Annotated in this window: 15 protein-coding genes; 8 read left to right on the top strand and 7 right to left on the bottom strand. The window is 72.1% G+C overall.

What is annotated here, in order from left to right:
- Nucleotides 1-192: 192 nt before the first annotated feature.
- On the bottom strand, nt 193-2295 hold the full coding sequence (gene ligA / locus MTP10_RS29315; protein ID WP_310713138.1) for an NAD-dependent DNA ligase LigA: 2103 nt from the start codon (nt 2293-2295) through the stop codon (nt 193-195).
- Nucleotides 2296-2430: 135 nt separating this feature from the next.
- Here ligA and MTP10_RS29310 point away from each other — a divergent pair, with 135 nt between their 5' ends.
- The 3 genes from MTP10_RS29310 (at nt 2431) to MTP10_RS29300 (ending at nt 7242) form a co-directional block, all read left to right on the top strand.
- Complete coding sequence (locus MTP10_RS29310) at nt 2431-2952, top strand: hypothetical protein (RefSeq protein WP_310713137.1); 522 nt, start codon at nt 2431-2433, stop codon at nt 2950-2952.
- A 101-nt stretch (nt 2953-3053) separates the two neighbouring features.
- The gene (locus MTP10_RS29305; RefSeq protein ID WP_310713136.1) at nt 3054-6605 is read left to right on the top strand and encodes a hypothetical protein; all 3552 of its coding nucleotides are present in this window, start codon (nt 3054-3056) and stop codon (nt 6603-6605) included.
- A gap of 70 nt (nt 6606-6675) precedes the next feature.
- Entirely contained in the window at nt 6676-7242 is a 567-nt protein-coding gene (locus MTP10_RS29300; protein WP_310713135.1) for a GNAT family protein, read from the top strand.
- A 45-nt stretch (nt 7243-7287) separates the two neighbouring features.
- On the opposite strand, the gene MTP10_RS29295 is transcribed toward MTP10_RS29300, so the two are convergent.
- Nucleotides 7288-8193: a zinc-binding dehydrogenase gene (locus MTP10_RS29295; RefSeq protein WP_310713134.1), complete on the bottom strand. Its 906-nt coding sequence runs from the start codon at nt 8191-8193 to the stop codon at nt 7288-7290.
- Between the two features lie 173 nt (nt 8194-8366).
- On the opposite strand from MTP10_RS29295, the gene MTP10_RS29290 reads away from it, so the two are divergent.
- The 5 genes from MTP10_RS29290 (at nt 8367) to MTP10_RS29270 (ending at nt 14283) form a co-directional block, all read left to right on the top strand.
- Nucleotides 8367-8714, top strand: coding sequence for a metalloregulator ArsR/SmtB family transcription factor (locus MTP10_RS29290; RefSeq protein ID WP_310713133.1), 348 nt, complete (start codon nt 8367-8369; stop codon nt 8712-8714).
- Nucleotides 8715-8912: 198 nt separating this feature from the next.
- Nucleotides 8913-9275, top strand: a complete 363-nt coding sequence (locus MTP10_RS29285) for a hypothetical protein (RefSeq protein ID WP_310713132.1) — start codon at nt 8913-8915, stop codon at nt 9273-9275.
- A gap of 213 nt (nt 9276-9488) precedes the next feature.
- On the top strand, nt 9489-11726 hold the full coding sequence (locus MTP10_RS29280) for an Orn/Lys/Arg decarboxylase N-terminal domain-containing protein (protein WP_310713131.1): 2238 nt from the start codon (nt 9489-9491) through the stop codon (nt 11724-11726).
- Between the two features lie 821 nt (nt 11727-12547).
- Nucleotides 12548-13852 (top strand): aspartyl protease family protein, encoded by a 1305-nt coding sequence (locus MTP10_RS29275; RefSeq protein ID WP_310713130.1) that lies wholly within the window; start codon nt 12548-12550, stop codon nt 13850-13852.
- A 179-nt stretch (nt 13853-14031) separates the two neighbouring features.
- Nucleotides 14032-14283 (top strand): hypothetical protein, encoded by a 252-nt coding sequence (locus MTP10_RS29270; protein ID WP_310713129.1) that lies wholly within the window; start codon nt 14032-14034, stop codon nt 14281-14283.
- Nucleotides 14284-14562: 279 nt separating this feature from the next.
- Here MTP10_RS29270 and MTP10_RS29265 read toward each other — a convergent pair whose 3' ends face one another.
- The 5 genes from MTP10_RS29265 to MTP10_RS29245 form a co-directional block, all read right to left on the bottom strand.
- Nucleotides 14563-15075 carry a GNAT family protein gene (locus MTP10_RS29265; protein ID WP_310713128.1) on the bottom strand — a complete coding sequence of 171 codons (513 nt, stop codon included), beginning with the start codon at nt 15073-15075 and terminating at the stop codon, nt 14563-14565.
- 110 nt (nt 15076-15185) lie between these two features.
- Nucleotides 15186-17066 carry a CocE/NonD family hydrolase gene (locus tag MTP10_RS29260; RefSeq protein ID WP_310713127.1) on the bottom strand — a complete coding sequence of 627 codons (1881 nt, stop codon included), beginning with the start codon at nt 17064-17066 and terminating at the stop codon, nt 15186-15188.
- 79 nt (nt 17067-17145) lie between these two features.
- A complete protein-coding gene (locus MTP10_RS29255) occupies nt 17146-17550 on the bottom strand; it encodes a hypothetical protein (protein ID WP_310713126.1) in 405 nt (134 codons plus the stop codon).
- Between the two features lie 81 nt (nt 17551-17631).
- Complete coding sequence (locus MTP10_RS29250; RefSeq protein ID WP_310713125.1) at nt 17632-18858, bottom strand: serine hydrolase domain-containing protein; 1227 nt, start codon at nt 18856-18858, stop codon at nt 17632-17634.
- 197 nt (nt 18859-19055) lie between these two features.
- Entirely contained in the window at nt 19056-19826 is a 771-nt protein-coding gene (locus tag MTP10_RS29245) for an SDR family oxidoreductase (RefSeq protein ID WP_310713124.1), read from the bottom strand.
- Between the last annotated feature and the right edge of the window lie 47 nt (nt 19827-19873).

Here is a 19873-nt window from a genome sequence, read left to right as displayed (position 1 = left end):
TCGAGCCGGTAGGACACGACTCTTCGCCAGGTTCGTCAGTCGCGGCATCGGGCTCAAATCCGCGAGGTGGCCTCAGCCGAGCGTGGCTGCCTGGGAACGGCGCCCCCGGCGCGGCAAGCTGAACGACCTGCGGTTGACCGTTATCGCCGCCGATCTGCTCTCCAGTCCCCGCTTCCATAGCTCCGGCGCCGATCAGAGGAACGCGCCGACGAGGTCGGCGAACTCCTCGGGGCCGACGATCCGCACGTCCAGGCTCTCAGCCTTGGCGCGCTTGGAGCCCGCATTCTCCCCGGCCACCAGCAAACTGGTCCTCTTCGAGACGCTGGAGGAGGATTTGCCTCCAGCGCGTTCTATCAGCTCGTTCATCTGGTTGCGGGTCAGCGCCTCCAGCGCACCGCTCATTGATCCGGTGACCACCACGGACATCCCCACCAGCGGCAACTCGGACGTGCCACCCACCTCCGAAGTCGTCTGCGCATCGAGGGCGACGTCGGTGCCAGAGACGACGGGTGGCCTCCAGCCGGGCTCGGTCATGGTGACTCCGGCTGCCACCAGCTTGTCGATCAGCGGCGCCAGCTCGACCAGCTCGGCTACCACCACTGGCGCCTTCTCCGGGCCCATGCCTTCGACCGCTTGGATCGCCTCGGCGTCGGCCGCGCGAATGGCGTCCATACTGCCGAAGTGGCGGGCGATGCGGCGGCTCATGGACCGGCCGGTGCCGCGAACGCCGAGCGCGCAGAACACCCTGCTCAGCGGCCGGCTCTTGGCCCGCTCGATGGCGGCCAGGAGGTTGTCGGTGCTGGTCCGGCCCATCCGCTCGAGCGTCAGGAGCTGCTCGCTGGTCAGGAAGAACAGGTCGGCGAAGTCGGCGATCAAGCCCGCGTCGAGGAGCTGCTGGATGCGGTTGCCGGCCAGACCCTCGATGTCGAGCTGGTCGCGTCCCACGGCGTAGCCGATCGAGGCGATCGCGCGGCAGGCGCGGCCGCGCACGCACCGCCACCGCTCCTGGGACCTGTCGATGGCGTCACCGCAGGACGGGCACACCTCGGGGAAGACGATCGGCTGCTCGGCGCCGCTGCGCAGGTGCACGACCGGGGACTCGACGCGGGGGATCACGTCGCCGGCCTTGTAGACGACGACGCTGTCACCGAGCATGAGGCCGCGCCGGGTGATGTCGGCGACGTTGTGCAGGGTGGCGTAGGTGACGACGCTGCCGTCGAGCTCGACCGGCTCCAGCACCGCGCGCGGGGCGATGACGCCGGTGCGGCCGGTGTTCCACTCCACGCCCACCAGCTTGGTGATCTTCTCGACGGCGGGGAGCTTGTAGGCGATCGCCCAGCGGGGCGCCCGCGAGCTGAACCCCGCCTGCCGCTGGTCGCCCGCCAGATCACACTTGATCACGATGCCGTCGATGCCGAACGGCAGCTCGGCCCGCTCGGCGGCGATGTGCTCCACGCGCGCCTGAACCTCGTCCAGGGTGACGGCGACGATCCCGGCCACGGGCGTGTCGGCGGTGGTCCGCACACCCTGCTCCGCGACCCACGCCATGATCTCGCTGTGCGGCAGCTCACGCAGCCGCACCGCCTGCTCCGAGTCGTCGCCGGGATCGGGCAGCGCGCCGTAGCCGAAGAACGTGAGCTCGCACGTGTACGGCCGGTCCTGGGCGCGCAGGGTGCCGGCGGCGGCGCTGCGCGGGTTGGCGAACGTGCTGCCGTCGTGCGCCTGACGCTTGGCGCACGCCTGCTCGAACTGCTCGGCGGTCATCATGACCTCACCGCGCAGCTCCACCGTGACGGCGTCGGCCAGCCGGCCGGGCAGGCCGACGATGGTGCCGATGGCGTGGGACACGTCCTCACCGGCGGTGCCGTCGCCGCGGGTGACGAGCTGGACCAGGCGGCCGCCGCGGTAGCGGGCGGAGATCGCCAGGCCGTCGAGCTTGGGCTCCACGCTCCAGGAGGTCACCCCCCGGCCGAGCCTGCGCTCCAGTGAGGCCGCCCAGTCGGCCAGCTCCTCGGGGCCGAACACGTTGTCCAGGCTCAACATCGGCACCGTGTGGGGCACATCGCCGGTGACCGCGCCGCCGGCCACCTTGCCCGTGGGCGAGGACGGCAGCACGTGCTCGGGATGCTCGCGCTCGTACGCGGCGATGCCGCGCACGAGCTGGTCGTAGGCGTCGTCGTCGAGCGAGGAGTCACCCTGGCCGTAGTAGGCCGCCGCGGCGTCGGTGGCGAGCTGCACGGCCGCGGCGTAGGCGGCCTGGTCGGAGAGCTCGGTGTGGGGGGGAGCGTCGATCATGCGCTCATCGTGCCGGGCGGCTCCGACATTTCTCCGCCGCGCGGCGGTCCGGGCGGGCGAAGCCACCGGATCTTCGTTCATCGGCCGGCGCTGCTCCTGACGTTAATTGTCGGTGGTGGTGGTTAACGTGCCCGTATGAGCGACGCGCACCACCCGATCGAGGGCGAGCAGTGGCAACCGGGTGATCTGGTCCTGGACGCCGAGGGCGGCCTGTTCGCCCGCGCCGGCCTGGGCGACGAGGCCGGCGGCCGGCCATGGGGCTGTCCCCGCGACCAGGTGCGGCTCGTCACGGGGGAGACACACGTACCCGAGGGCCGCTTCCCGGAGACCACGCCGGCGCGGCCGCTGACGCTCCTGGCCCGCGACGGCCGGCCCGCACTGCCGGCCGTCCCCGACGACGCCTCCGGCGTGACCGGCACCGCGGCCGCCGACGCCGCGGCGTCCGCGGGCGTCGGCGGCCTGTTCCTCGCCGCGACCGCGTTCGACCCCGACGGCGCCGGCGACCCGCGAGCCGCCAGGTTGCGCGCCACCCTGCTCGACAGTGTCGTCATCGTCGACAGGCCCCAGGTCCTGGGCGAGATGTTCGGCGGCGCCGCCGACGGGCTGCTGGTGGAGCTGGCGAACTGGAACGAGCGCAGCATGGGGGAGAGCGCCTGACGCCGCGCCGGCCGTGTCCGGCGCAGGGAGTTGCGGAGAACGGCATGATCCGTCACCATCGTCGGCATGACTAGTGGAAAGGGCGTTCTCCGCCCAGGCCGTTGAGGCCCACGGAGCCGGCCGAGGAGCCGGCCCACGACATCCCCACCGACATTCCCGGCGCCGCGTTGCCGGCGTTTCTCGAACCTCTGCCGTACCCGCGGCGCATGCGGGCGCTGGCGCTGCTCGCCCGCCGCCTGGCGGGCACCTCGCGGCTGCGCGTCCTCCTGGGCGAGCTGTCCGCGGGAGACCGGGACGCCCGGCGTACGGCCCTGCACGTCGCCATGGCGGCCCGTGACCTCGGTTTCGTCCAGGATGTCCTCGCCGGCCCCGACATGGGGCTGCGACGGGCGGCGCTGCGCGCGGTGCGCACGCTCCCCGTATCCGATGCGGCGGGGGCCGCCGCGCTCCAGGACGCGCCCGCCGACCTGCGGCTGGCGCTGTACCGCACGCTGGCGCACGCCCGGCGGCAGACCCTCGCCGAGAGCCTGCTGCCGCGCGTGCATGCCCGGTGGGGTGACCGCGAGGCCGCCGCGCTGCTGCCGGCCTGCGGTGCGACGACCGCCGGGCAGTGGCTGCCGCGGGTCGCCCACGCGGTGACGTCCTGGACGGCCCTGGCCGAACGGCACGCGGACGCCGTCATGGCGGTGGCCGAGCAGGAGCTGTCCTCGGGTGCCGACGCGTGGACCTGGTGGCGTCGCCGCGGGGCCGGCGTGGCGCTCGCGTCGCTGCGCGAGCCGGCGCGGCTGCTGGCCCTGCTGGAACGGCGGGACCTGCGTCCGTTCGTCGTCAGGCTCCCCGTCACGGCTCTGAACGCGCTGTTCGGAGTGGACGTGGCACGTGCCACGAGGGTGATCGCCGACGCCTGGTCGAGCTGCGGGTCGGCGCCGCCGAAGGCGCTGCTCCGCCGGCTGCGGTCGGTTCCGGACGCGGAGATCATGCGTCTCGCCCACGCGGATCGAGGGCTCGGCCCGGTGCTGCGGTGGCTGCCGCCCGCCCGCCGGGTCGTGATCTTCGAGGCGGTCGCCGGGAAGCGGGGCGGATCCACCGGCATGTGGGCCCTGGACGTGCTCGGGTGGTTGCCCGCCGGGCCGGCGGCGGCCGAAGCCAGGCGCATGCTCGACTGGCACGAGTCGGTGTGGCACTCCGCCCGCGCCCGGCTGGACGATCCGAACATCCCGCTGCGGCTCACCTCCTTCCTGCCGTACGAGGAGGCGGCCGGACCGCTGCGGGAGGCCGCGGTGGGCGGGGACCCGCGGCGGCGGGGACTGGCAAGGACGCTGCTGGTGCGGTGCGCCGTCCGCGCCGGGGACCGGGCGGAGCTCCACGCGCTGCTGGCGGACCTGGCGGCGCGTACCGTCAACGAACAGGACCCGCTCCGCCGGGACCTGCTGACCGCTCTGCGGGAGGTGCCGCCGGGGCTGTTCGACGACTCCTGCGCCGGGACACTGGATCGCATCGCCACCGACGCGCTGGAGGCGCCGGACTCCTCCCTGGCCACCGCGGAGGCGCTGCACGGGCTGGCCGGCCGGACCCTGCGGCACCATGATCCGGCCGTGGCGCCGGCGCTGACCGCATGGGCGCTCGGCGTGTACGGAGGGCTGGTGGCCCGGCACGGCGCGGACGGTCTGCCCGGGCGGGTGTCCCGGTCCGTCCCCGCGCGCCGCCGCCGCCGTTACGCGTCCGACACGCCCGCGGTGCCGGAATCTCTGGACCGGGTGCTGCGCGCGGGTCAGGAGCATGATCTGCTCGCGCTGCTGCGCCCGCACCTTCGCGCGGCGCGCGAGCGGGGGGACTTCGCCCTGGCCGTGGCCCTCGCCCATGCGCTCGGCCGTCGCTCGTGGGCGCTGGCCGAGCTCCAGGACGACCTGCGGGCCGCCGTACGTGTGGCGCCCGAGCCGCTCGCCCGCGAGGCCGCCGGGCTGTGGCTGACCCGCCCGCACCGTCGTCGGCGGACGCTCCGGCCGGTCCGTGCTCCGGGACCGGAGCGGCCACCGGGAGGCGGGCGCCCGGCGTACGCGGCGGGTGGTGAGCGGGAGCGGCGGGTCGCCGAGCTCGTCCGCGAGGACCCGTCCACCGTGGTGCTGCCCGCCGTCTGGCGCACGGTGGCCCGGCGCCGCACCGACCTGCTCCCGCCACTGCTGGAGAGTGACCGCGGCGGCCGGTTCGCCGGCTCCGCGTGGGTGCCGCCGGTGAGTGCCGGGGACGCCGGCCGGTGGACGCCCGGCCAGCTCGACCGGGTGCGCGCCGTGCTCGCGGACGCCGTTCACGACGAGGGGCTGCCCATCGCCCTGCGGGTGGCCGCCGTCCGGGCGACGGGCCGGATCAGCGGCGGGCTGGACCTCCTGGCTGCCTGGGCGAGGCGGGAGGAGGTGGTGCTGGCCGAGGCCGCCATCGCGGCCATGGCGGACGCCGACGAGCCTGGCCGGGCGGTGCGCCTGCTCCTGGAGCACGCCGGCGGGCGGGCGTCCCGGGTCGCGGTGGCGGCGCTGGCTCGCCGCTGCGGGGCGGTCCCGCCGTCGCTGCTCGGCCCGCTCATGGAGAGGGCGCTGACCGCCTCGGACAGCAAGGTCGTCCTGCGCAAGCAGGCGGTCCGCCGGCTCGGGCGCGACCGGCCGCCGGGCGCGGTGGACGTTCTGCTGCGGGCGTGGGCGGACCCGGGGCTGCACCGGGACGTACGGGTGGCGGTGGCGTCGGTGCTGCGTGGCATGCCCGAGGATGCCCGGGCCCTGGACGCGCTGGGGGACGCGGCCGGCCGGCACGCCGGTGAGCCGATGCTGCGCGAGCTCCTCGCGGCTCATCCGTTGGAGTACGCCCCCGACGTCCGTCCCCGCTACGCGGACCTGGTACGGCGGCTGCTCCTGGCCGCCGACCTGCCGGGGGTGCGCTTCCGCGCGTCGAAGGCGTTCGCCCTGTGGGCGCGCTGGTACCGGGGCGGCCTCGAGGAGATCATCGAGGCCGCGGCCGACCCGGGGTCGGGCGAGCAGGCCATGGAGGTGTTCCTGGCGCTGCTGCGGGCCGAGACGATCCGGTCCCAGGCGCTCGACGTGCTCACCCGGCTGGCCGCCGCCGTACCCGGTGAGAGCCTGCGGACGCCGGCGCGGGCGCGGGTGGCCGGCCTCGTGGAGGAGCTGGCCAGGGTGCAGGACCTGAAGGTCGTGGCCGAGCCGTGGCGGCGCCGGCTCGCCCGTGACGCGGTGGACCTGCTCGCCGGCCGGCCGCTGCTGCTGACCCAGGCGGTGCGGCTCGCCGTGGCGCTGCTCCCGGCGGACGAGGAGGGGGAGTCACCGTCGTTCGGCGATGAGCTGTGCGCGCTGGCCGACCTGCTCCACGACCGGCCGGTCCTGGCGGCTCGCACGGCCGTCAGGGTCGTCTCGGAGGTGTTCGGCAGGTACCGCAGGCGGTGGCCGATGCCGACCGCGGCCGTCCCGGTCATGGCTCGGCGGCTGATGGATCGCGGTGATCTCGCCGGGGCCCTGTTCGCGCTCGCGCTGACGCGGGTCTGCGGGGAGCGTGCCGAGTGGGCGGCGCCGTGGGAGGAGCTCCTGCACGACCTGCGGAGTTCTCCGCACCTCGAGGTCCGTCAGGACGCCTGGGACACCTTCCCCGGCTGAGTCGGGGGGAGACCCGGCCGTGAGAAGATCCATCCGCATATGTACGAGTTCGGAGTGTGGAGGGGGATCGATGTTCGCGACATCGCTGGGTGACGACGGCGCGGAGCTGCGGCCGCTGGAGCCGTGGCGAGCCGAGGAGTTCCTGGCCCACATGGACCGGGGGCGGGAGTTCGTCGGGCAGCACGTGGCGCTGGGGGACATCGTCACGGACCTGGAGTCGGCCCGCCGGTTCCTCCAGGCGTACGCGGACAAGGCCGCGGCCGACGCCGGGCGGATCTACGGCATCTGGACGGACGGGAAGCTGGTCGGCGGAGTCCTCTTCCGGACGATGGACGTCGCGCAGGGCACCGCCGAGGTGGGCTGCTGGCTGGAGCCGTCGGCCGTGGGCAGGGGCCTGGTGACGCGGGCCGCCCGCGTGATCATCGATTGGGCCGTCGAGGAACGGGGCGTCCACCGCGTGGAGTGGCACGTCTCGGCGGCCAACGAGGCCAGCATCGCGGTGGCCCGGCGGCTGGGGATGACGAAGGACGGGGTCCTGCGGGAGAGCTTCCTGTACCGGGGGAAGCGGCAGGACATGGAGGTCTGGTCGGTGCTCGCGCCGGAGTGGCGGGCGGGCGGGCGTCGCGGGGCCCTGTGACGTCCGCGTCCCGGGCCTGAGCCGGTCGGCTCCCGAACGCGAGCCCTAGTCCACGTCCGCCACGCGCACCACGTACTTGCCGTTGCCGCGGCCGTCGGCGAGCAGCTGGTGCACGGCGGGCACGTCGGCCAGCGAGCCGACCCGCGTCAGCGCGACATCGAGCCGGCCGGCTCCGACCAAATCCAGAACGCGCCGCAGGCCCGCCGCCACCCGTTCGGGAGCCGACCGGCTCAGGCTCGTGATGCTGAAGCCGCCGATCGCGACGTTGCCGCCGATGAGCCGTCCCGCCGCCGGCAGGGGAGCGGGCCGCCCGCCGCCCGCGTTGCCGAAGATGACGATCCGCCCGCCCGGCGACGTGATCGCCAGGTCTACGTCGAGCAGGCTGGTGCCCATCGGGTCCAGGACGACGTCCACGCCGTTCCCGCCGACGGCGGCGCGTACGGCCTCGGCGAGCTGGTCGCCGCGGGGGAGGACGACGTCGTAGCCGCTCCGCCGGGTGGCATCCACCTTGTCCGGGCGGCCGACGGTGCCGATGAGCGTGCCGCCGCCCAGCGCGGGGACCAGTTGAGCCAGAGCACCCCCCACGCCCCCTCCCGCCGAGTGCACCAGCACGCTCTCGCCGGGGGTGAACCGCGCGGCATCGGTCAGGAGCAGCAGCGCGGAGGTGAACACCATCGGCGTGCCCGCCGCCGTCGGCAGCGGGATCTCCGCCGGCACCGGCACGGTCAGCGCCGCCGGCGCGATCGCCACCTCGGCGAGGCCGCCTCCCGGTGTGAACGCGACCACCCGCTGCCCCGCCACCAGGCCGCCGACGCCCGCGCCGGTCTCCCGGACGGTGCCGGCCACCTCGAGTCCGGGCACGTACGGCCAGGCAGGCGCGTAACCCGGATCGCCGCGGCGGGCCATCACGTCCATGAAGTTGATCCCGGCCCAGGCGACGTCGATGCTCACCTCTCCCTCGCCCGGTCGTGGTTCGCCGATCTCCTGAACCTCCGTGCGGTCCGATCCCGCCGACGGCGCGGTCATCACCAAGGCACGCATCCCGGCCCACTCTCTTTCGATGTTCGTCGTACAACGAAAGTCGTATCATGGTTGTACGACGTTTGTCGAAAGAGAGACACGACATGCCCCGATCGAACAGCCGCCGCCCAGCCCTGGTCCACCCGGACGCCGACGCGCTCGACGTGCTCGACATCCTGCACGCGCTGGCCGACCCCACCCGCATGACGATCGTACGGACCCTGCGCGCCGCGCCCGAGCGGGCCTGCGGCACCTTCCCGGTGGACGTGGCGCCGTCCACGCTCACCCACCACTTCCGGGTGCTCCGCGAGGCCGGCCTCATCCGCCAGCGCGAGGACGGCAACCGCCGCTGGACCGCCCTGCGCCTGGAGGACCTCGACGCCCGCTTTCCCGGTCTCCTGGACGCCATCGTGAACGCCTACGCGTCCGACGCCGAGGCCGCCGAAGGGTGACCGGGGCCCGCGGGCGGCACGGCCGGGCGACGTCCGAACACAGATACGTATGGACACGCTGCGTGACTGACACGATACTCAACGTGTCAGCCCCCTTTGTTTCCTGCGATCACTTCACCACTGCCAGCACCGCATTCGCCGGCGTGCCGTGTGCTGCCCGGAGTCGTGCCCGTCAGGGGACAGGACAGAAGGAGAACGATGCATTCGAAGAGGTTCCTGGCCCTCCCCCTCACCGTCCTCGCGGCGGTGGCGTGCCTCACGACGACCGCCGCGGCCAGCGCGGCGCCCGCTCCGGTCGCCGCGGCCGCCCGTCCGTCAGCGCTTCCTCCCGGCTACCAGCTCGTCACCCTGCCCAACGCCAACGTCCCCAACTTCCAGCGCCGCACGCTCTACTGCCCCGGCGCCAAGAAGGTCCTCGGCGGCGGCGCCGAGGCGCGCGGCAACCGGGCGATCCTGGTCGGGTCGTTCCCCACCGATGACGGCCGCGGCTGGATCGGCATCGGCCGCCAGGACGGCTACAACGACGTCGGCATCAGCGTCTTCGCCATCTGCGCCGACTGACCTCAGGCTCCGCCGGCCCCGGTCGCTCCACGGCCGGGGCCGGCGCCATGTCCGGCGCCCGGACCGGGGGTGACCGCGTCCGGCAGGCCGTCCTCCAGGTCGCGTCACGGTGGTCGGCGTGGTCGTGACCTGAAGTTGCCATCTGACAGCGGAGCGTTACCATGGCTGGGGATCCTCCTTACCGCCCCTTTCCCCCCGAGCATGGAGCGCCGCATGGAGCGAACGGTTCTGGCCGCCGTCACCGAACGTCCCGACGCCGACTCGGCGCTCGCCGAGCAGATCCGCCGCGTGTGCGCGGCGATGGACGAGCTCGGGCTCCAGGTGCGCTGGACCCACCGACCCGGCGACGCCCTGGCGGTGGTCGGGTCCGACGCGTCGCTGACGGCGGTGCTGGCGGCGTGGGACGGGCCGGGGGCCGAGGAGCTGCTGGGCGCGGTGGGCCGCCGGTTCCGCGGCCTGCCCGTCTTCCTGATGACCCAGGAGCAGGAGCTCCCGTTGTGGGTGTACGAGGTCATCCAGGGCTACGTCTTCCCGCTGGAGGACACTCCGCAGTTCATCGCCGGGCGCATCGCCCACGCCGCCGACCAGTACGCCGAGAAGATCCTTCCGCCGTTCTTCGGCGCCCTGCGCCGACTCCAGGACCACCATCGCTACTCCTGGCACACCCCGGCGCACGCCGGAGGCGTGGCCTTCCTCAAGTCCCCGGTCGGGCGGGCGTTCTTCGACTTCTACGGCGAGCGGCTGCTGCGCACCGACCTGTCCATCTCCGTCACCGAGCTGGGATCGCCGCTCGACCACACCGGCCCCATCGGGGAGGCCGAGCGCAACGCCGCCCGCATCTTCGGCGCCGACCGCACCTTCTTCGTCGTCAACGGCAACTCCACGGCCAACCGCATCGTCGGTCACCACGCGATCGCCCGCGACGACACCGTCCTGGTGGACCGCAACTGCCACAAGTCGGTCCAGCACGCGCTGGCGATCAGCGGCGCCCGCCCGGTCTATCTCGTGCCCGAGCGCAACGGGCTCGGCCTGGCGGGCCCGATCCCGCCCGCCGCCCTGGAGGCGGGCGCGATCCGCGAGCGGCTGGCCGCCCACCCCCTCGCCGCCGCCGAGCCGTCGTACGCGGTGGTCACGAACTCCACCTACGACGGGGTGTGCTACGACGCGGTGCGGGTCGGCGAGCTGCTCGGCGCCAGCGTGCCCCGGCTGCACTTCGACGAGGCGTGGTTCGCCTACGCCCGGTTCAACCCGCTCTACGCCGGCCGGTACGGCATGGCGATCGACGAGCGCACCCTGCCCGGCCCGGACCGCCCCACCGTGTTCGCCACCCAGTCGACGCACAAGCTGCTGGCGGCGCTGTCGCAGGCGGCGATGCTGCACGTCCGCCCCGCCGAGCGGGCGCCGGTCGACTACGACGCGTTGAACGAGACCTACCTCATGCACGCCTCCACGTCACCGCTGTACCCGATGATCGCCTCGCTGGACGTCGCGGCGGCGATGATGGACGGCCCGTCGGGGCCGTTCCTCACCGGGGAGGCGATCGTCGAGGCGGTCCGGTTCCGGCAGGCGATGGTACGGCTGGCCGCCCGCATCCGCGAGGACGAGCTGCGGCCCGACTGGTTCTTCGGCGTCTGGCAGCCCCCGGCGGTCACCGACCCGAGCACCGGCCGGACCGTCTCCTTCGCCGACGCCGATCCGGGGCTGCTGTGCGCCGAGCCCCGGTGCTGGACCCTGGAGGCGGGCGCCGCGTGGCACGGCTTCGACGGGATGTCGGAGGGCTACTGCCTGCTCGACCCGGTCAAGGTCACGATCACCTGCCCGGGCGCCGACGCCGCCACGGGCACGCTCGCGTGGGGCATCCCGGCCCGCGTCGTGGCCGCCTACCTGGAGCGGCGAGGCATCGTGGTGGAGAAGACGGGCGACCACACCTTGCTGGTGCTGTTCTCCATGGGGATCACCAAGGGCAAGTGGGGCACGCTGATCGACGCGCTCACCGACTTCAAGCACGCCTACGACAACGACCTGCCGCTGGCGGAGGTGCTGCCCGGCTTCGGGCCGCCCGCGATCTCGCTGCAGAAGTTCTGCACCCTGGTCCACGAGAGGCTGCGTGACTCCGGGGTCGGGAAGCTTCTCGACCAGGTCTTCACCACCCTGCCCGAGCCGGTCACGACTCCGGGCGACTGCTACCAGGCGATGATCCGGGCCCGCACCGAGCGCGTCCCGCTGACCGGCCTGCCGGATCGGGTCGCCGCGGCCACGGTGGTGGTCACCCCGCCCGGGATCCCCATGCTGATGCCCGGGGAGGCGACCGGCCCGGCCGACGGCCCGCTGATGACGTACCTGCGGGCTCTGGAGGACTTCGACCGGGCCTTCCCGGAGCTGGCCACCGACATCCACGGCGCCCACCGCGACGGCGAGGGCCGCTACTGGGTGGAGGTCGTCAAGGACTGACCCCGAGCCACGCCCCCCGGTGGCCGTGCGCAGGGATTCGCGTGGCCCGGACCCGCGTGCGCCGCGGTCGCGCGGAGTCGTATGCCCTACTGGTGCAGGGGTGTGTGACGTCCACTCGCGTTCCCTCGCCCGCGCCGCCTGGCGTGGCGCGTTCCGCTCGACCGGGACCAGCAGGAGCATGGCGAGCACCGGCTGACCGCGTACATCCGGTCCCGGAGCCGGGGCGGAAAGGTGCATGGCTGGTTCATCACCAACCACGATCGGTCCCGGATGTGCGCGCGCCGTCTGCCGCATGCCGCGGGTTCTCGACGGCTGCCACCGTCGGTTGCGGCTGTGACACGACCGTGACAGGGCGCGGACGGGGCGGGGACAAGGCTGGCCGACAGTGGGTGGGGTCGGCGGGTGAGTCACCGAGCGCGCGGTGAAACCCGGCGGCGTGTCGTGAGGGCTGTCGATCGGGGATGACCCGGCCGTGCGGGAGGGCCTTGAGCCGGCCTGCGCCCGGACCGTCCCTGCGGACGGAAAGCCGTGTCCGGACAAGCCGTGTCCGGACAGGCCAGGCGTGGACCGCGACACGGTGACGGTATCGGTCGGCCGGTCGAAGCCGGACGGGCCGGCCATCCTGGTGGCCCTGCCCGGCGCGAGGCCACCGGTCCGGGCCGCCGGCATCGGGTCGATGTCGTGCCGTCCCGGCCCGGCCGGCCCCAATGGCTCCGGTGTCGCTCTCATCAGGCAGGGCGAGATGAGCCGGCCGGGGCTGCTGGGACCGTCCCGTGGACGAAAGGTCCGGCGAAGGTGATCATGAAAGGGAGAAGACGTTGGTGAATGACGGAGAATGGGATCGGCGTTCGGTGTTGCGGGGCGCCGCGGGGCTGGCCGGTGCGGCCGCGACCGCGCCGCTGCTGGGCGGGGCGGCCACGGCGCTGGCCGGCAGCGGTGACGCGGACGCGCTGTTCAAGGCCGGCAAGTTCGAGCAGGCCGGCCGCGCGTACGAGGCGATCCTGAAGAAGGACCCCAAGAACCTGCACGCGGCCCGCCGGCGCGGCTTCGTCGGGCTCCTGGGCAACCAGTTCCCCGACGCCGAGAAATACCTCAGGATGGCCATCGAGTTGGCGCCCGGCGACAGGGACGCCAACTACTTCCTGGCCGACTGCTACATCCGGCAGGACAAGTTCTCCCTCGCCGCACCACGCTGGAGAGCGGCCGGTGAGGAAGCCTACGCCACCTGGTTCGCGGCGGTCCGCGGCGAGCCGTATCAGGTCCACGGCGACATCGCGCGTGTGCCGTTCCAGCAGATGGACCCGATTCCGCTGGTAGAAGCCTCGGTCAACGGCGGGCCGCCGAAGCGCTTCACGTTCTACACCGGCGCCCCGAGTCTGAGCATGCGCGCGTCGGTGGCCAAGGAGGCCGGGCTGAGCCCCGTCGCCAGCCAGAAGATCGAGTACGAGAACGGCTCCATCTGGGCGTACTACGGGATACTGGACTCCTTCAAGCTGGGCGGCATCGAACTGCGCAACGTCCCCGTGGGCTGGTCGTCGACGGAGTCGGGCGGAGATGTCGACACCGACAGTGACGGCCTGATCGGCACGTGGGTCTTCTACCACTTGCTGACCACCTTCGACTACGCGGGCCGGTCGCTGATCCTGCGCCGCAGAACCCCCGAGACGGCCAGGACGGCACGCGCCGCCGCCGCACGGGCGGGCGCGGAGCCCCTGCCGCTGTGGCTGGCCCGTGAGCAGTATCTGCACAGCAGGGGCGGCATCGCCGGCGTCGACGGCTCCGGCACAGGGGTGGTGGGCGTGAACTTCGGCGGAAGGGGCGAGATGGCCGCGGTCGTGTTCGGGGACACGGCCGAGCGGTTGGGGATCCGCAGCGACTACGACCGCCCGATCGGGACTTTCGCCCACAGCCACCCAGCCGTCACCTACCCCTGCTACCCGAAGGAGATCCGCCTCGGCGACGCCGCCGCCAAGGAGATCTACTGCGAGACGCACCCACAGGCCGAGCTCGCCTCCTTGGGGTTCGATGTGCCGGCCGCCTTCTTCCACTGCTTCTTCAAGCCCTACAACGTCACGCTGGACTTCACCCACATGAACCTCTACGTCGCCCGCGGCAAGGCCACCTGATCACCGCGACCCGCAGCGGAATCCCGCCACCCCGAGTGACAGGGCGTCGCCAGGGCCTGTACCAAAGGTGGTCGGAGCCATTCGTCGATCGCAGCGATCACGAGCTACCCACCTGTCGGCATCCTGTGCCAGGTACGGAGATCGGGGTCGGATGAGGGCGCTGTACGAGTGAGCACGACGTGTTCCTCGCCGACTGCCCCGCCCGCACCACGCTGAACCTGGTGGCTGACACCTGGTCGGTCGTCGTGGTGTTCGGCCTGGGAGGCGGCCGGCAGCGTTACGGCGAGCTTCGCGACCGGATCGGCGGCCGAGCCGGACATCTGAACAAGGACAGGACGCTGCCCCGGCAACCGAAGACGAAGATCCGCGAGGCCGGATCGGGCGGCCGTGCCCTGCTCCCCGGCCCATATCCACCAGATCTGAGCCGGTGACACGCTTACGGAACTTCACCACTGGTTCCTCTCGTACAGCGTCTCCCGGATCAGGCTGCACCCAGCTCCCACCGAACTGCTGCGACAGCTCGGCGAGCAGGTCTCACACCTCCTTCGATTTCCAGCGCCTCACGGCGCACTGTGATCTCGTGTCGCACAAGTCTGGGGCTATTTCTTAGGGCCGGACCGGCCGCCTCAAGGCGTTGGGCGCCGCGTTCCTGCTCACAGCGGCCGGCTGGTTCGGCCGGGTGGCCGAGACGGCTCGCGACGACTGCATGCCTAGGGAGTGTGCCTGCCGGCCGATTTCCTTTCCCAGAACACTTCATCGCGCCATGCGCCGTCGGCGTAGGAGTGCTCATGGGCGATGCCCCAGGGACTGAACCCGTGCTTGCGCAGGATCGCCTGGGACGGGAGGTTTTCCAGCTGGGTGTGCGCCTCCAGCCGATGCAGGTTCAGCTCGTCGTCGGCGATCCGCAGCGCCAGGCCGACGGCACGGCTGGTGTGGCCGAGCCCCTGATGGAGGCAGGAGACCCAGTAGCCGAGGAATCCCTTCTGAAACGGGCCACGCAGGATCGAGCTGATGGTGACCTGCCCGATGACGGTCTCGTCGGAGACCACGACACCGGGCCACGCGAGCCCCTTGTCATGAGAGACCAGAAGGGATTCGATGACCGAGGCCTGCCCGTCGGGCGTGTAGAACGCCGCGGGCCGGCCGGGCAGCCAGCGCGCATACGCCTGCTTGTCCCGGGAGAGCAGGCCGGCGAGTGCGGGGCCGTCGGAGGGCTCGATCAAGCGGATCAACGTGGAGCTCACGGGTGTTCTGCCGTCCTTTCTGCTGTGGTGGTCGGTCGGTCGCGCGGACGTCTGCGGGGTCTCGCTTGATGATCGGCTACAGCTTGCCGTTACATGTTGGGTGTGCCGGTGACCAACGGCAGTGAGATCGAGGTGCCGGCCAGGTCGATGCTGACGTTGGCCCCGGTGCCGGGTTCGACGTCGGTCCCGGAGCCGTTGCCGCTCTCGTCGAGGTTGAAGTCGTCGTTGGCGCCGGTCAGCACCAGACCCAGCCGGTGCCCGGCCTTGAACTCGTAGTCCTGCGGCAGCATCTTCCAGGTGATCCGGTACGACTTGCCCGGCGTCAGCGGTGTCGAGCGGCTCAGCGACTTGTGGTTCTGCGCGTCCAGGATGCCGCGGGTGACCACCTGGAAGTCGGAGGTCGCCGTGTTGTCGGCGGCCCTGCGGTAGCAGCCGTCGTCATCGGCGCTCGCCTGGCCGATGCAGTCTTCGCCGCCGATGAACCTCAGGCCTTCCGCGGCCGTCGCGGTGCGTTCGTGGGTGATGCGGGTGTCGGTGCCGTAGTCGACGAGCAGGACGCCCAGGTTGGCGGTCGGCTTGTCCAGCTTCAGGCGCAGGCTCACCGACGGCGTTCCGGACAGCCGGGTCGCCTTCTGCAGCGGCGGGGTCAGGAAGGCGAGCCGGTTCGGGTTGGTGGTGGCGGGGTCGGTGGCCATCGCGACCTCGCTCTTGGCCAGGTCGAGGTAGCTGCCGGTGCCGGTCGAGGGCTTGGTGCCCAGGGAGCCGTCCCGCTGCGGTCGCAGGGTCGCCGTCCGGGTCGGTGCCGGCCAGTCGGCCTGGGTGATCCAGCGGTCCGGGCCGAGCTGTACGTCGACGCGCGGCTGCCGCATGATGTCGTTGGCGACGCCCATGAGTTCGTGGTCGAACCACTGGTGCAGGGTGTCCATCCACACCTCGCGCCGGGCCCAGAACGGGTCGACGTGCCCGTACTGCGTCACCCACGCCTTGCGCCGCACGTCGCGGGGCAGCGCGGCCCACCACTCGGAGAACTGGCTGCCCACCACGTTGCGGTCGTGCATGCCCATCACCGAGAACACGCTGGCGCGGACGTTGCGCGCCTTGGAGACCGTCCCGGTCCGGTAGTTGCGCTCGTCCCAGTAGGCGTTGTAGTTGCCGGTGGCATCGTCGGAGTCTTCGAGCAGCTTCGCACTCACCGCCGCGCATCTGCCCGGATCGGCGGCGACCCGTTCGGCCTGCCAGGACGCCTGGCCCGCGAACCAGCTGAGGGTGCCGTTGATGCGCGAGTTCTCATATCCGCTGGTGTAGCCGGAGATGTTCACGATCGTCTCCAGCCCCCGTACGCCGGTGCCGGCGACGGCGGCGCCGAGCGCTCCCTCATAGGAGTGGCCGATCATCCCGGTACGTCCGGTGGTCCAGCTGGCCTTGACCGGTTCGCCCTGGTCGTCGTAGGCGCTGGCCCGGCCGTTCAGCCAGTCGACGACCGCCTTGCCGCCCAGCACGTCGGAGGCGCCATAGGAGCTCGGGCAGCCCTCGGACAGCCTGGTGCCGATCATGTCGACGGCCAGGAACGCATATCCGCGGGGGACGAAGTAGTTGTCGTAGGCCAGCGGGAATTTCGTCACGTTCCCGTTCGCGTCGTACGTCTTGTGATCCAGCTCGTAGCCGACGCCGGGGTTGTCGTAGTACGGGCTCTCATGCATGATCACCGGGACCTTGAGCCCGGAATCGCTCTCCTTGGGCCGGATGATGTCCACCCGGACCAGGTCCTTCTTGCCGTCGCCGTCGCTGTCGACCGGCGACTGCACCCGGACGTGCTCACGGATGGCGTCGGCGTAGGAGAAGACGGGCTGCGTGAGCCCGCCGGAGATCGCCGGCTTCGCCGTCGCGGACGCGGCGGGAACACCGGCGACCACGAGCGGAGCTGCGACGACGACTGCGGCGAGTAACCCTCGCCGGTTCAAACTGGACATGTGCCCTCCATGAGGCTGATGACTGGCTATGGATGAAGCGCCGCGGCTCGCGGCTGACGAGAACCTCGCGACAAGCCCGTCAGGCGGCGTCGAGGGCTTCGGTGATCTTCCGGGTCATGTCGGCCAGGGTGGGGCTGGGCGAGCCCTGGGTGCGGGCGGCGGCTTCGACGGCGACGAGGACGGTGTTGCGGAAGTTGCCGGCCTCGGCCGGGTCCTGCTGCTTGAGCAGGGTCATGGCCGCGGTCAGGGCCGGCAGCACGTGGTCGGCGAGTTCGGCGACGGACTTGCCGTCCAGGTTGATGTCCTTGGTCTTGGCGGCGAGCACGTGCCCGATCGCGCCGGTGGCCGAGGACAAGGCGATGGAGCCGTGGGTGGCCACCTTGTGGGGTCTGCCGGCGGCGTCGGCGGCGGACATCAGCGAGATGGCGCCGTACGCGGCGGTGCGCAGGGTGGACTTGTCCTGGTCGGTCAGGGTGATGGACATGGTCGGGTGCTCCTTGAAGGTGTCTCTGACGTCCCGGTGGGCACTTCCCTCGGGCGTGCCCACCGGGGGGTGGGCGTGGTGTCAGTCGTCGATGGCCTGGTAGAGGGTGGTCCAGAAGTCGTTCATCAGGTGCGCCGGGCTGGGGACGGAGTAGCCGAGCTGGCAGAGCAGGATGCCGGTGAGCTGGTTGGCCGGGTCGGCGTAGGCCGAGGTGCCGCTGCCGCCGTCCCAGCCGAACTGGCCGATGGGGGCGTAGTCGCCGCGGTAGGTGCGCACCGCCATGCCCATCCCCCAGCCGCCCTGCTGCCCCTGGCCGAAGGAGATATGGACGTTGTTGGTGGCCAGGGCGGTGCGGGCGGCGTTCTGTTCGGGGGTGAGCCGGTTGGTGGTCATCAGCTCCACGGCTGCCCGGGACAGGATCCGCCTGCCCTGGTGCGTGCCGCCGTTCAGCAGCATCTGGAAATAGGCGTGGTAGTCGTCGGCGGTGGAGACCAGCCCGCCGCCGCCACCCTGGAACGCCGGCGGCCGGCTCCACCGTCCGCCCTCGGGCTCATCCCAGGCGAGGAACTCGCCGCTGCCCGGGTCGGGGGCGTATAGGGTCGGCAGCCGGTCGATCTCCTCGGCGGGCACGTGGAAGCCGGTGTCGGCCATCCCGAGGGGCTCGAAGACGCGCTCGCGCAGGAACTCCTCGAACGACTGGCCGCTGACCCGAGAGACGAGCACGCCGACCAGGTCGCTGCTGATCTGGTATTGCCACTGCTCGCCGGGCTGGTACATCAGCGGCAGCTCGCCCAGGCGGCGCATCCACTCATCCTGCTCGGGCATCTCCACCGGCAGGTTGGGCGTGAGGCCCTGCTCGAAGACCGCGTTCATGATCGGCTTGCCCAGCGCCGTGAAATCCATGCCGAGCCCGAAGGTGGAGGTCAGCACGTCCCGCACGGTGATCGGCCGGCGCGCCGGCACCGTGTCGTCCAGCGGGCCGTCGGGCCGCGTCAGCACTCGCCGGCCGGCCAGCTCGGGCAGCCACTCATCCACCACGTCGTCCAGCCGCAGCCGGCACTCATCCAGCAATACCATCGCCGCCGCGATCGAGACCGGCTTGGAGGTGGAGGCCATCCGGAAGATCGTGTCGCGGCGCATCGGCGCGCCACCGTCATGCCGCATCGTCCCGAGCGCCTCGACGTGCGTATGGCCGCCCCGGCTGACCAGGGCGACGACTCCGGGAATCCGTCCGGAGTCGACATGGCGCTCCAGCACCTCACGCAGCTTGTACAGTCCGGGCTTGGAGAAGCCGTCAGCACTCATCATGAATCTCCTTGCATACGTTGTTCGATAGTGCGAGTCCGGTAGGTCCGGTTCGCTGGACCGCTCATGGGATCCACCGTCGCCGACCGCGCTGACGGCGGGCCGTCGCCGTCCTGACGCCACCGCTGACACGACGCCGCGCGGCCGGCCCGCCCCTGGGCGAGGTGTCAGGCGTACGACGTCGTCCCGAGCCAGAGAGCTCAGATCCGGGGGCCGAGGAAGCAGCCGCCGGAGGCGTCGATGATCTGCCCGGTCACCCAGCGGCCCGCCTCGGAGGCCAGGAAGGCCACCACATCGGCGACGTCAGCGGGCCGGCCGGCCCGGGGAATGGCGTTGCCGCTGCCCACCAGCTGCTGGACCTCGGGGTTGTCGAGCATCCACGGGTTCATGTCGGTGACCGTCGGACCGGGCGCCACGGCGTTGACCGTGATGCCCCGCTCGCCGACCACCTGGGCCAAGGAGCGGCTGAGCACCTCGATGGCGGCCTTGCTCATCGCGTACGGCTGCTCGGGCATCGCGATCCTGGTCGCCGCGGCCGACAGGTTGATGATGCGGCCGCCGTCGTTCAGCAACGGCAGGGCTCGCTGGGTGATGAACAGCGGCGCCTTGGTGTTGACGGCGATCAGCCGGTCGAACGCCTCCGGGGTGATCGCCTCGATCGAGTCGGCGGTGATGGCGGCGTTGTTGACCAGGATGTCCAGCCGCCCCTGGCCGGTCCCCGCGAGCAGGCCCATCTCCAGGGCGGCGAACAGGATGTCCACGTCCCCGGCCACCCCCAGCTCAGCCCGGACCGGGAAGGCCCGGCCGCCGTCCTTCTCGATCAGGTGCACGGTCTGGCGGGCGGCCCTGTCATTGCTGCCATAGTGCACGGCCACCAGGGCCCCGTCGGCCGCCAGCCGCCGCGCGATCGCCTGCCCAATCCCCCGCGAAGCTCCGGTCACCAGCGCCGTCTTGCCCGTCAATGGCGTCACTCGTCATCCCAAAAGTGGTCCAATTCTTCCCACCACTAGGATCGGCG

Origin of the sequence: Nonomuraea sp. 3-1Str (genome assembly GCF_031570565.1) — a bacterium.
In the GTDB taxonomy this organism is placed as follows: Bacteria; Actinomycetota; Actinomycetes; order Streptosporangiales; family Streptosporangiaceae; genus Nonomuraea.
This window is presented reverse-complemented; position numbering and strand designations above follow the sequence as displayed.

Coding starts and splice junctions, on each gene's coding strand:
- MTP10_RS29280 (WP_310713131.1), top strand. CDS start 9,489: ATGGAGCGAACGGTTCTGGCCGCCGTCACCGAACGTCCCGACGCCGAC.
- MTP10_RS29300 (WP_310713135.1), top strand. CDS start 6,676: ATGTTCGCGACATCGCTGGGTGACGACGGCGCGGAGCTGCGGCCGCTG.
- MTP10_RS29260 (WP_310713127.1), bottom strand. CDS start 17,066: ATGTCCAGTTTGAACCGGCGAGGGTTACTCGCCGCAGTCGTCGTCGCA.
- ligA (WP_310713138.1), bottom strand. CDS start 2,295: ATGATCGACGCTCCCCCCCACACCGAGCTCTCCGACCAGGCCGCCTAC.
- MTP10_RS29285 (WP_310713132.1), top strand. CDS start 8,913: ATGCATTCGAAGAGGTTCCTGGCCCTCCCCCTCACCGTCCTCGCGGCG.
- MTP10_RS29290 (WP_310713133.1), top strand. CDS start 8,367: ATGCCCCGATCGAACAGCCGCCGCCCAGCCCTGGTCCACCCGGACGCC.
- MTP10_RS29310 (WP_310713137.1), top strand. CDS start 2,431: ATGAGCGACGCGCACCACCCGATCGAGGGCGAGCAGTGGCAACCGGGT.
- MTP10_RS29250 (WP_310713125.1), bottom strand. CDS start 18,858: ATGATGAGTGCTGACGGCTTCTCCAAGCCCGGACTGTACAAGCTGCGT.
- MTP10_RS29255 (WP_310713126.1), bottom strand. CDS start 17,550: ATGTCCATCACCCTGACCGACCAGGACAAGTCCACCCTGCGCACCGCC.